The organism is Thioclava dalianensis (assembly GCF_000715505.1).
GTDB lineage: Bacteria > Pseudomonadota > Alphaproteobacteria > Rhodobacterales > Rhodobacteraceae > Thioclava > Thioclava dalianensis.
The window spans coordinates 78,567-89,780 of record NZ_JHEH01000016.1; the positions used below are offsets into that span (position 1 = coordinate 78,567).

An 11,214-nucleotide genomic window follows, 5' to 3' on the forward strand; every position below is an offset into this window, starting at 1 on the left:
CATGCTGTCAGTCGAAGAAGCGCTGCGCGAGGTCCTCGCGCTGGTCGAGCCGCTTGGCCCCGAGACGGTGCCGTTGCGCCGCGCGCTTGGGCGCGTGATGGCGGCACCGGCCAGCGCGAAACTGACCCAGCCGCCCTTTTCGGCCTCGGCGATGGATGGCTATTGGCTGGCCGCTGAGGATCACACTCCCGGCGCCGTTTTGCGCGTCGAGGGCGAGGCCGCCGCCGGGCGCGGCTATACCGGGCCGCGTGTGCCCGGTCAGGCGGTGCGGATCTTCACCGGCGCGCCAGTGCCCGATGCGGGCGGCGTGGTGGTGCTGCAGGAAAATGTCACGCGCGATGGCGATACGATCACGCTGGCCGCGCAGCTTGATAGCAACACCAATATCCGGCCCGAGGGGCAGGATTTTTGGGCCGAGGACACGCTGTGTCCCGAGCGCCCTCTGACCCCGCGCGATATCGGGCTGCTGGCCTCGATGAACACAGCCGAGGTGAGCGTGCGCCGCCGCCCCGAGGTTGCGATCATCGCCACGGGCGATGAGCTGGTGATGCCCGGAGAAACACCCGGCCCCGATCAGATCATCTCCTCCAACAGCTTCATCATCGCGGCAATGGTCGAGCTGCTGGGGGGCACGCCGCGCGTGCTGCCCATCGCGCCCGATGATCGCGACAGCCTGCGCGCGGTCTTCGAGATGGCGCGGGGGGCCGATCTTGTGGTGACCTCGGGCGGCGCTTCGGTCGGGGCGCATGATCTCGTCGGAGAGGTCGCCGCAGAGCTGGGTCTTGAGCGCAGCTTCTGGAAGATCGCGATGCGTCCGGGCAAGCCCCTGATGGCGGGCCGTCTGGGCGATGGCGCGATGCTGGGCCTGCCCGGAAACCCGGTCTCGGCGATGGTCTGCGCAGAGCTGTTCCTGCGCCCGATGCTGCAAAAGATGCAAGGGCTTGCGCCCGCGCATCGGACCGAACTGGCCGAGCTTGCAAGCGATGTCCCTGCCACCGGTCCACGCACGCATTACATGCGCGCAAGGCTGCTGCCGGGCGGCCCCGTGCCCCGTGTGGAACCCTTCGACAATCAGGATTCCGCGCTTCTCAGCGTGCTCTCGAGCGCCGATTGCCTGCTGATCCGCCCCAAAGACGACGCCGCACGCGCTGCGGGAACCCAGGTCGAAATCATCCGGCTGAGCTGACAAATTGCTGCGGCTTCGTTGACAGATGGCCGGAACGGGGGTAGAACATAACCCGAACGCAGGCTGACGTCTGATCTGGAGAGCGAAACATGCTGACACGCAAGCAATTGGAATTGCTGGAGTTCATTCAAAAGCGCATGGCCAGAGACGGGGTTCCGCCTTCGTTCGACGAGATGAAGGATGCGCTGGATCTGCGCTCCAAATCGGGAATTCATCGCTTGATCACGGCCCTTGAAGAACGCGGCTTCATTCGGCGGCTTGCGCACCGCGCGCGCGCCATTGAAATCGTGAAACTGCCCGAGGCGCTTGAGGCCAAGCTGGGAAATTCAGGTGGGTTTACGCCGCAGGTGATCGAGGGCGACAAGGTTGATCCTCCGCGCGCTGCCCTGCCCGTCGAGGTGGTGCATGCGCTCGAGTTGCCGGTCATGGGCCGGATTGCCGCCGGTGTGCCGATCGAGGCGATCTCTGAGGTATCGCATCACGTGGCCGTGCCCGGTTCCATGCTCTCGGGCAACGGGGAGCATTATGCGCTTGAAGTCAAAGGCGATTCCATGATTGAGGCCGGGATCAACGATGGCGATATCGTGGTGATCCGCGAAACCGGAACGGCCCAGAACGGGGATATCGTCGTGGCTCTGGTCGAGGGGCATGAGGCCACGCTCAAACGGTTCTATCGGCGCAACGGTAGGATCGCGTTGGAGGCGGCCAACCCGGCCTATGAGACGCGTTTGCTCCGCGACGATCAGATCAAGGTGCAGGGGCGGCTCGTCGGGCTGATCCGCACCTACTGAGACGCAGCCGATCCGCCTTTTTCTGAAGCGTAGTGCGCGTTAGGGCCTGCCTCCGGCGGGGATATTTAGATCAGGGGAAGTTCAGCGCGACCAAAGACGCGGGCCGGATCGGGCCTGCGCGACAATACGGCCTTGCGCATCCAGCCCCACCGCACCCGTCTCGCGCAGACGCTTTTGATCCCAGATATCACAGCCTTCGGGGCGCTGTTTGAGCCTTGCGCGGATCACGATCACCGCGTTGTCGCGACAAAGATCCCGGAGCCGGTCTTCAGCGCCTTTGCCTGTCAGGTGATGCAATTCACGCCCCGAGAGCTGCGCGCTGCGTGTATTGGCCGGACCGGTGAAGCCGGGACGCGCATGAGCCCGCGCGATATCGGCCGCATCGCCATCCGCCTCCAGCCAGCGCGCGCCGACAAACCCAGCGGCGGCCTTCGACAAAGCCCTGCCCTCTTGCGTCATGAGCCCCACCAATTCGCCCTCCGGTGCGATCAGTACCATGGGGCGCAGCACCGGGGCGCGCATCCAGAGCCCCAAACTCAGCACGACCAGTCCAAACGCGAGGCTGCGCGCGGCTCCGCGGGCCAAGACCGCCCCGAGCGCGCCCAGAACCATCAGGGGAATCACGGCAGCGCCGGGCTGAACCACCGGGATGACGGCATGCTCCAACGTCGCGAAATACCGCGCGACGGAGAGGATCCAGCCGGTGCCCATCCCCATCACCCAGAGCGCGGGCGCCGAGAGCCCAATCAGCGCCAGAAGCCCCGCGATCACGCCCGCCGGCATCACCACCATGCCCATGACCGGCACGGCGAGCAGATTGGCGAAGACGCCATATTCGGAAATGCGGTGGAACTGTGCGGCCACGATCGGCGCCGTCGCGCCCCCCGCGATCACCGATGTCGCGACCAGCATGGCCAAGGGGCGCAGGATCCGCGGCAGGCGGCGCGCCACGCGCGACCACGGTTTGAGCATGACAATCAGCGCTGTGGTTGCCGCAAATGACATCTGAAAGCCGGGTGAAATGAGGCTTTCCGGACGCCAGATCAAAAGCAGGCTCGCGGCCAGCGCAACCGTGCGCAGGCTCAGCGCTCGTCGGTCGATCAGCACCGCAAGCAACATCACCGTGACCATGATCCACGCCCGTTGGGTCGAAACCGACGCGCCCGAAATCCACAGATAGCCGGTCGCGGCCGCGATCGCGACCAAGGCTGCGATTTTCTTGGCGGGCCAAAGCAGTGCCGGTCGCCCTGCAAGCGCCAGACCGTAGCGCAGCGCCGCAAAGACAAACCCCACGAGCAGCCCCATGTGAAGCCCAGAGATCGCGATCAGATGGGCGAGGTTGGAGCGGCGCATATCCTCCCGCGTGGCCTCGCTCAGCCCGGCGCGGTCACCGGTGAGGAGAGCGGCCGCCATCGCGCCCGGCTGCCCCGGAATGCGCGTCTGGATCGCCTGCGACAGGTTGCGCCGGATGCGATGGGCCATCATGCCCAGATCCTGCGGCGCGGGGGCCGCCGCACGCAGGAGCGGCACCCGCGTATAGCCGATGGCGCCCAGTTGGTTAAACCAAGAGGCGCGTTCAAAATCATAGGCTTGCGGGGCTGCAGGCGGGGGTGGCGGCATCAGATGCGCGGTGGTCATCACGCGGGTGCCGGGCGCAGGCAGCTCCGCCTCAGCCATGTCGTGCAAGACGATGCGGACCCGCGCGGGCTGCAGGCGGGCATCGATATGGACCTGATCGAGCGTGACCCGCAGACGGTCCGAGGAAGCCCGGTCGATCCCGGCCACGCGCCCCTCGACCGGCCCGTAATAGCGATAGCTGAGCACTGGCGCTGCAACCGCATGCGCGCGCGCGCCCGCAAGCAGCCAACCTGCGCAAATCAGGGTAATCATCGCCGCCGGAAACTGCGCCGCCTCCGGTCCGCACAACCAGGCCCAAAGAGCCGCCACAAGCCCTGCAAACGCGACCGCGTAGGCAAGCCGGGCCGGCTCAGAGGCATGGCCGAAATAGAGCCCTATTCCCAGAGAGAGCGCCACAGGCATCCACAAGAACAGCTGCGCCCGCGCGCGCCGCATCGTCTGCGCGGGCGATGTCATCCCGCCCAGCAGATGGTGCGCGAGGCGCGCGCCCAATCGCGGCCAGCGCGCGGTTGCGGCTGGCTGCGCGGGATGTGTTTCATGCCATGCCACGCTTGTCCTCGGCCCCGTCTCTGCTTATGCATCGCTCCAGACAAGCCTAGCGGCTTCGTGGTTTCCAAATGGTTAAGACGCGCCCGCGAGGTGTGGAAGAAAGGCCCCAGATGTCGGATCAGATCGTCACACGTTTCGCCCCCTCGCCCACCGGATATCTGCATATCGGCGGCGCGCGCACAGCGCTTTTCAACTGGCTGTTTGCGCGCGGGCATGGTGGGCGCTTCTTGCTGCGCATCGAGGATACGGACCGGGCACGCTCGACGCCTGAGGCGACGGCGGCGATCCTCAAGGGGCTTGACTGGCTGGGCCTCGATCACGACGGCGATGTCGTCAGCCAAGCCGCGGGGGCTGCGCGCCACGCTGAGGTCGCTCACGAGATGCTCGCCGCCGGGCGCGCCTATAAGTGCTTTGCCACGCAGGAAGAAATCGCGGAGTTCCGCGAGACCGCAAAGGCCGAAGGCAAATCAACGCTCTATCAAAGCCCGTGGCGCGATGCCGATCCTGCGAGCTATCCCGATGCGCCCTTCGTGATCCGGCTCAAGGCGCCGCGCACGGGGTCGACGGTGATTGCCGATGCGGTGCAGGGCGATGTCACGATCCGCAACGATCAGCTCGACGACATGATTTGTTTACGTTCGGATGGCACACCGACCTATATGCTTGCTGTGGTCGTCGATGATCACGACATGGGCGTGACCCATGTGATCCGGGGAGATGACCACCTGACCAATGCCGCGCGCCAGATTCAGGTCTATGAGGCGATGGGCTGGGATATCCCTGTCTTCGCCCATATCCCGCTGATCCACGGCCCCGATGGCAAGAAGCTCTCGAAGCGCCATGGGGCGGTGGGGCTGGAGCAGTATCAGGCGATGGGCTACCCTGCGAGCGGCATGCGCAACTATCTGGCACGTCTGGGCTGGAGCCATGGCGATGACGAGTTTTTCACCGATGCGCAGGCGAAAGAGTGGTTCGAACTTGACGGGATCGGGAAATCGCCAGCACGGCTCGATTTCAAGAAGCTCGAAAATGTCTGTGGCCAGCATATCGCGGTCTCGGAAGAGAGCGCGTTGCTGCACGAAATTGATGCATATCTCGCAGCTGCAGAAAAAAATCCGCTCACTGATACGCAGCGTCAGGCGCTGCTCGCGGCGCTGCCGGTTGTGAAGGGCAGCGCAAAAATGCTCCCGCAACTCCTTGAAAAAGCACATTTTGCTTTGACCACGCGGCCGATCGAAGTCGAGGAAAAGGCCGCCAAGGCGCTTGACGATGTATCCCGCGGTATACTGTCCGAATTGACCTTTGCGCTGCAACGCGCTAATTGGACGCGGGAAGACCTGGAGGCCGCCGCGGGGGATGTGGCCAGCGCGCATGGGCTTGGACTTGGAAAGGTCGCAGCCCCGATGCGTGCAGCCCTAGCCGGACGTGCAGCGACACCCAGCGTATTCGATATGATGCTTGTGCTTGGCCGGGACGAGAGCCTGGCTCGGTTGAGCGAAAAGGCGACCTGAGGCCTGGTCGCCCTCTTCCGGGGTCGCACCCGGATGCCACAAACCGGCGCGGCCCAGCCGGACGATTGAAAGGGATTTTTCATGGCTGAGACTACCAAGACCGCCACGCTTACGCTCGATGGCAAGACCTACGAGCTGCCGGTGATGTCGCCCTCTGCCGGGCCCGACGTGCTCGACATTCGCAAGCTCTACGGTCAGGCCGATGTGTTCACCTATGATCCCGGCTTCACCTCGACGGCCTCGTGCGAAAGCGCAATCACCTTCATCGACGGCGACAAGGGCGAGCTGCTGTATCGCGGCTACCCGATCGACCAACTGGCTGAAAAGTCGAACTATCTCGAAGTTTGCTACCTGCTGCTGCATGGCGAGCTGCCCGACAAGGCGACGCTCGACGACTTCATCTATCGCGTGACCCGCCACACGATGGTGCATGAGCAGATGCACAACTTCTTCCGGGGCTTCCGCCGCGACAGCCACCCGATGGCAACGATGGTGGGCGTCGTCGGCGCGATGTCGGCCTTCTATCACGACAGCCTCGACATTTCGGACCCGTGGCAGCGCGAAGTGGCCTCGATGCGCCTGATCGCGAAACTGCCGACGATCGCCGCGATGGCCTATAAATATTCGATGGGTCAGCCCTTCGTCTATCCGCGCAACGATCTGAGCTATGCGGAGAACTTCCTCAACATGTGCTTCTCGGTCCCCGCCGAGCCCTACAAGATCGAGCCGGCACTCGCCAAGGCGATGGACCGGATCTTCACGCTGCATGCCGATCACGAGCAGAACGCGTCCACCTCGACCGTGCGTCTTGCGGGCTCGTCGGGTGCCAACCCGTTCGCCTGTATCGCAGCAGGCATCGCTTGCCTCTGGGGTCCGGCGCATGGTGGCGCGAACCAAGCTTGCCTTGAGATGCTGCGCGAGATCGGCACCGTCGATCAGATCCCGGAATACATCAAGCGCGCGAAGGACAAAGATGATCCCTTCCGCCTGATGGGCTTTGGTCACCGCGTCTACAAGAACTTCGACCCGCGCGCCAAGGTAATGAAGGAAAGCGCCGATGAGGTGCTGGAACTGCTCGGCATCGAGGATAACGAGACGCTGAAGGTTGCCAAGGAGCTGGAGCGGATCGCGCTTGAGGACGAGTATTTCGTCTCCAAGAAGCTCTATCCCAACGTCGATTTCTACTCGGGCATTATCCTCGAGGCGATGGGCTTCCCGACCTCGATGTTCACGCCCATCTTCGCGCTCTCGCGCACCGTGGGCTGGATTTCGCAGTGGAAAGAGATGATCGAGGATCCGACCAACAAGATCGGCCGTCCGCGCCAGCTTTATACCGGTGCGACCGCGCGCGATTACGTTGATGTCGACAAGCGCTGATCGCTTTTGAGTTCTTGCGGACGGGCCTAGGGGAAACCCTTGGCCCGTTTTGCGTTCAAAGGGGTCGGGTGCGCTGCCCCACTGCCAAACCCTTGGGGTTTGTCAGCCCCCTTGGATACTTGGATCAAGAGGAAGACATGACGGATCGGCTTCGCTATCGCACGCATCATTTCCTGTGTTCTCTTGGCTTTGAGGGCAAGGGCTACTCGGATGCCTTTACCGCCAATATGCATGCGCTGGTCGTGGGGCGCCTGCGCGCGCCCGAGGGCGCGTCGCTTGAGATCGAGGTGGTGGGCGCGGCCGATGATATCTGCGCCCCCTGCCCCAAGCGGCATGGCGCGGGATGCAGCTCTCAGAGCAAGATCGACCGGTTGGACGCAGCCCATGCGCAGGCTTTGCAGATCGCGCCGGGGGATGTCTTGCGCTGGGGCGATGCGCTGGCACGGATGCGGGAGTTGCCGGACGACATTCACGAACGGATCTGCGAGGACTGCAGCTGGCGCGAGGCGGGGATGTGCGCCGCATCGCTGGCGCGGCTCAAGGCAGACGAAAAACGCCGCCCCTGAGGGCGGCGTTTTCGGATTTCAGGGCCTGGGGCTTGTTGGTCAGCGCTCGGCGAGCATCTTCCAGCCACCCGAGACGATCAGCGCGGCCAGCACGGCCTTGACGAGGTCGCCCATCAGGAAGGGCTGGGCCCAGCCGCTGAGCAGTTCAGGCATCGATTTGCCCAGCACCAGCGCCGGATAGGCGAGGCCCGGGATATAGAGCACAGCGGTCGCGATCAGACCCGCGAGCGACATGCTCAGGATCGATTTCGCGCCCCGGTCCGCGGCAAAGCCTGCCACGGCAACCATTGCGACAAAGCCCATCAGGAAGCCTGCCGTCGGGCCAAAGAAGGACGCGGTCGCGCCGCCATTTGCCAATACCGGCAGCCCGGCGAACCCTTCGGCCAGCCAAGCGATCACTGTGAGCATCCCCATGCGCATCCCGAAGGTCAGGCCAAGCGTCAGAACCGCCAGCGTTTGCAGCGTCATCGGCACCGGGAACATCGGCACGGAGACCTGCGATGCGGCGGCCAAGAAAGCGGTGCCGCCCAGCACCATCGCGGCGCGGGTGGGAAGCGAACTGGAGCCAACAAGGGCTTTCGAGAGTGTCATGTCGGGACCTGTCTGTTGATTTAGGTTCGGTCCGAAAAACTCGCGCCGGGCCGGGTCAATGTCAACGCGCATACGCGCGGCTGTGCAAAGCCTGTCCCCTCGGTTTGAGCATATTTGCAAAACCCGGGTTTTGCGGGCCTGTGCGGTGGACGGGTGCATGCGCGCTCTTGCGTGCGGGCGCGCAGGGTGGCAAAGGGTTGCCCCATGACGCAAGATCCGACCCAGACCAAGAAACTCGCCCTGATCACCGGCGCCTCTCGCGGCCTTGGCGCCGCGCTGGCCGAGGCTTTGGCGGCGGATGGATATCACGTGATGGCCGTGGCCCGCACCACCGGCGCGCTCGAAGAGCTCGACGACCGCGTGCAGGGGCTGGGCGGGACGGCCTCGCTGGGGCCGCTCGATGTGACCGATCCCGATCAGATGGCGCATCTCGCGCAGTCGGTGGGCGCGCGCTGGGGCGGGGTTGATCTTTGGGCCCATTGCGCGATCCATGCCGCGCCGCTTTCGCCCGCAGGCCATATCGATGCCAAGGAGCTGGCCAATTCCACGGCGGTGAACCTGACCGCCACGGCGCAGCTTATCGGGCTGATCGAGCCGCTTTTGCTGGCGCGCAAAGGCACGGCGCTGTTTTTCGATGACGCTCAGGCGGGCGCGAAGTTTTTCGGGATTTATGGTGCCACCAAAGCCGCGCAAATGGCGCTGGTGCGTAGCTGGCAGGCCGAAACCGTGCGGATCGGGCCGCGCGTCGAGATCGCCCATCCCAAACCGATGGCGACTGCGCTGCGGGCCCGCTTCTTCCCCGGCGAAGACCGCGATGCGTTGAGTGATCGGCACAGCGAGGCGCGCCGGATCCTCGACGCGCTGTGAGCCGCTGATCCGCGCGCCAATTCCGGAGCGCGATGCAACACTTAAACGCACAGTTTCCGGTCCCGCTTTACCCGGCTGTCCACCCGCGTTAAGCAGAGGCCGGCAGCCAGCATTTCCGAGGGCAAGATGCGCATTCTCATCACCAATGACGACGGGATCGACGCGCCGGGCCTCAAAGTGCTCGACGAGATTGCCCGCGAGATCGCAGGCCCTGAGGGTGAGGTCTGGACCGTTGCCCCGGCCTTCGAGCAATCGGGCGTCGGGCATTGCATCTCCTACACCCATCCGATGATGATCTCGAAGCTGGCCGAACGCCGCTTTGCCGCCGAGGGAAGCCCTGCGGATTGCGTGCTTGCGGGGCTTTATGACGTGCTTGACGGGCGGCGCCCCGATCTGGTGCTCTCGGGCGTCAACCGGGGCAACAACTCGGCGGAGAACGCGCTCTATTCCGGCACGCTCGGCGGCGCCATGGAGGCGGCATTGCAAGGCGTGCCCTCGATCGCGCTGTCGCAATTCCTTGGCCCGAAAGTCTTCGATGCGCCCGACATGTTCGAGGCCGCCCGGGTGCATGGCGCGGCCCTCGTGCGCGGGCTTTGGGACAATGGGATCTGGGGCGACGACGATTACCGGATCTTCTACAACGTGAATTTTCCGCCGGTTCTGGCAGCCGATGTGAAGGGTCACAAGGTGGCCGCCCAAGGCTTTCGGCGCGACAGCTATTTCGGCGTCGAGCCCTATCACGCGCCCTCGGGTCGGCGCTTCTTGTGGATCAAGGGCGGCCCGCAGCAGACCCCGACAGGCCCGGGCACCGATGCGGCAGCCAATCTTGATGGCTATATTTCGGTCACCCCGATGCGCGCCGATTTGACCGCACATGACCTCTTGAGCGATCTGGAGGCGCGTCTGGGATGAGCGGTGAGGCGCAAGAGGATCAAGCCGAGCGCAAGATGCGCTTTCTCTTCGCGCTCCGCTCCAAGGGCGTCACCGATGCCCGCACGCTCAACGCGATGGAAGCGATTGATCGCGGGCGCTTCGTGCGCGGGCTGTTTGCCAACCGCGCCTATGAGGACATGCCGCTCCCCATCGCCTGCGGGCAGACGATCTCGCAGCCCTCGATCGTCGGGCTGATGACGCAGGCGCTGCAGGTGCGCGCCCGCGATACCGTGCTCGAAATTGGAACCGGATCGGGCTATCAGGCCGCCGTGCTCAGCCAATTGGCGCGCAGGGTCTACACCGTGGACCGCCACCGCAGGCTGGTACGCGAATCCGAGGCGCTGTTTGCAGAGCTCTCGATCCCGAATATCGTTCCCATCGCAGGCGACGGTTCGCGCGGGCTGCCCGATCAGGCCCCGTTTGATCGAATCATCGTGACTGCCGCCGCCGAAGACCCGCCCGGCCCCCTATTGGCCCAGCTCAAGATCGGCGGTATCATGGTGTTGCCCGTGGGACAGTCAGACACGGTCCAGAGGCTGATCCGGGTCGAGCGGCTCGAACAGGGTTTCGACTACGAAGAATTGCGTCCGGTGCGCTTTGTCCCCCTCGTCGAGGGCATGGCAAGCGATTGATCGGAAAGATTGGTGCAGGAAGGGTCCCACAGAGACCCGGAAGACAGTGAGGACGAGCGGATGGTATCAAGAATCTCCCGGGTGCGACTGATCCTGGTGGCAGGTGTGGCAGCGACGACGCTGGCGGCATGTGACAATCAGGGCTTTGACATGGATATGCGGCGCTTTGGCAAAGGCGGGCTCGACACGACCGATGCCGCGCGCCAAGCGGTGCAGGATCGCCCGCAGCCCGACAGCCGCGGCATCATCACCTATCCCAATTATCAGGTCGTGGTCGCCAATCGCGACGAGACCGTGACGGCCGTGGCCCAACGCATCGGCGTCGATCCCGGCGCACTGGCGCGCTACAACGCGGTCGCACCGAATACCGTGCTGAATGCAGGCGCCGTGCTTGCTTTGCCGACCCGCGTGGCCGCAGGGCCAACCGCAAATGGCACCGCCGGTGTGGGCACCAACCCCTCGGCGCTGACCGCCGGAACGATCGACATCACATCGCTGGCCAATAACGCGATCAACAAGTCGCAGGGCTCGGCCCAGCCCGCCTCGGCCACCCCAAGCCCCGCCGCTACTGCC

11 protein-coding genes are annotated in these 11,214 nt (G+C 64.6%); 9 read left to right on the plus strand and 2 right to left on the minus strand.

Annotation, left to right across the window (positions count from 1 at the left end; genetic code table 11):
- The first annotated feature begins 1 nt into the window (after position 1).
- Both DL1_RS13145 and lexA read left to right on the plus strand, forming a co-directional pair.
- Positions 2–1,186, plus strand: a complete 1,185-nt coding sequence (locus tag DL1_RS13145; protein ID WP_038067028.1) for a molybdopterin molybdotransferase MoeA — start codon at positions 2–4, stop codon at positions 1,184–1,186.
- 89 nt (positions 1,187–1,275) lie between these two features.
- Positions 1,276–1,977: a transcriptional repressor LexA gene (gene lexA / locus DL1_RS13150; protein WP_038067032.1), complete on the plus strand. Its 702-nt coding sequence runs from the start codon at positions 1,276–1,278 to the stop codon at positions 1,975–1,977.
- An 81-nt stretch (positions 1,978–2,058) separates the two neighbouring features.
- Here the strand turns inward: lexA and DL1_RS13155 are convergent, their stop codons facing one another.
- Positions 2,059–4,164, minus strand: a complete 2,106-nt coding sequence (locus DL1_RS13155; protein ID WP_051693547.1) for a ComEC/Rec2 family competence protein — start codon at positions 4,162–4,164, stop codon at positions 2,059–2,061.
- A gap of 110 nt (positions 4,165–4,274) precedes the next feature.
- Here DL1_RS13155 and gltX point away from each other — a divergent pair, with 110 nt between their 5' ends.
- The 3 genes from gltX (at position 4,275) to DL1_RS13170 (ending at position 7,618) form a co-directional block, all read left to right on the plus strand.
- Positions 4,275–5,675 (plus strand): glutamate--tRNA ligase, encoded by a 1,401-nt coding sequence (gltX, locus tag DL1_RS13160; protein ID WP_038067034.1) that lies wholly within the window; start codon positions 4,275–4,277, stop codon positions 5,673–5,675.
- A gap of 81 nt (positions 5,676–5,756) precedes the next feature.
- Positions 5,757–7,052, plus strand: a complete 1,296-nt coding sequence (gltA, locus tag DL1_RS13165) for a citrate synthase (RefSeq protein ID WP_038067036.1) — start codon at positions 5,757–5,759, stop codon at positions 7,050–7,052.
- A gap of 137 nt (positions 7,053–7,189) precedes the next feature.
- Positions 7,190–7,618, plus strand: coding sequence for a DUF1284 domain-containing protein (locus tag DL1_RS13170; RefSeq protein WP_038067037.1), 429 nt, complete (start codon positions 7,190–7,192; stop codon positions 7,616–7,618).
- A gap of 39 nt (positions 7,619–7,657) precedes the next feature.
- Here the strand turns inward: DL1_RS13170 and DL1_RS13175 are convergent, their stop codons facing one another.
- On the minus strand, positions 7,658–8,209 hold the full coding sequence (locus tag DL1_RS13175) for a biotin transporter BioY (protein WP_038067089.1): 552 nt from the start codon (positions 8,207–8,209) through the stop codon (positions 7,658–7,660).
- A gap of 204 nt (positions 8,210–8,413) precedes the next feature.
- Between DL1_RS13175 and DL1_RS13180 the strand changes: the two genes are divergently transcribed.
- From DL1_RS13180 to DL1_RS13195, 4 genes are all read left to right on the plus strand, one after another.
- Complete coding sequence (locus DL1_RS13180; RefSeq protein ID WP_038067039.1) at positions 8,414–9,076, plus strand: SDR family NAD(P)-dependent oxidoreductase; 663 nt, start codon at positions 8,414–8,416, stop codon at positions 9,074–9,076.
- A gap of 126 nt (positions 9,077–9,202) precedes the next feature.
- Positions 9,203–9,988 carry a 5'/3'-nucleotidase SurE gene (surE, locus tag DL1_RS13185; RefSeq protein ID WP_038067042.1) on the plus strand — a complete coding sequence of 262 codons (786 nt, stop codon included), beginning with the start codon at positions 9,203–9,205 and terminating at the stop codon, positions 9,986–9,988.
- Positions 9,985–10,641 (plus strand): protein-L-isoaspartate(D-aspartate) O-methyltransferase, encoded by a 657-nt coding sequence (locus tag DL1_RS13190; RefSeq protein WP_038067044.1) that lies wholly within the window; start codon positions 9,985–9,987, stop codon positions 10,639–10,641. Before surE ends, DL1_RS13190 begins: the two co-directional genes overlap by 4 nt.
- A gap of 81 nt (positions 10,642–10,722) precedes the next feature.
- Positions 10,723–11,214 (plus strand): LysM peptidoglycan-binding domain-containing protein (locus tag DL1_RS13195; protein WP_345938828.1); only part of this gene is annotated, 492 nt, incomplete at its 3' end.

Bases quoted from the DNA above. Each gene is read 5' to 3' on its own strand.
- lexA (WP_038067032.1), top strand. From the start codon at position 1,276: ATGCTGACACGCAAGCAATTGGAATTGCTGGAGTTCATTCAAAAGCGC.
- DL1_RS13170 (WP_038067037.1), top strand. From the start codon at position 7,190: ATGACGGATCGGCTTCGCTATCGCACGCATCATTTCCTGTGTTCTCTT.
- gltX (WP_038067034.1), top strand. From the start codon at position 4,275: ATGTCGGATCAGATCGTCACACGTTTCGCCCCCTCGCCCACCGGATAT.
- gltA (WP_038067036.1), top strand. From the start codon at position 5,757: ATGGCTGAGACTACCAAGACCGCCACGCTTACGCTCGATGGCAAGACC.
- DL1_RS13175 (WP_038067089.1), bottom strand. From the start codon at position 8,209: ATGACACTCTCGAAAGCCCTTGTTGGCTCCAGTTCGCTTCCCACCCGC.
- DL1_RS13145 (WP_038067028.1), top strand. From the start codon at position 2: ATGCTGTCAGTCGAAGAAGCGCTGCGCGAGGTCCTCGCGCTGGTCGAG.
- DL1_RS13190 (WP_038067044.1), top strand. From the start codon at position 9,985: ATGAGCGGTGAGGCGCAAGAGGATCAAGCCGAGCGCAAGATGCGCTTT.
- DL1_RS13180 (WP_038067039.1), top strand. From the start codon at position 8,414: ATGACGCAAGATCCGACCCAGACCAAGAAACTCGCCCTGATCACCGGC.
- surE (WP_038067042.1), top strand. From the start codon at position 9,203: ATGCGCATTCTCATCACCAATGACGACGGGATCGACGCGCCGGGCCTC.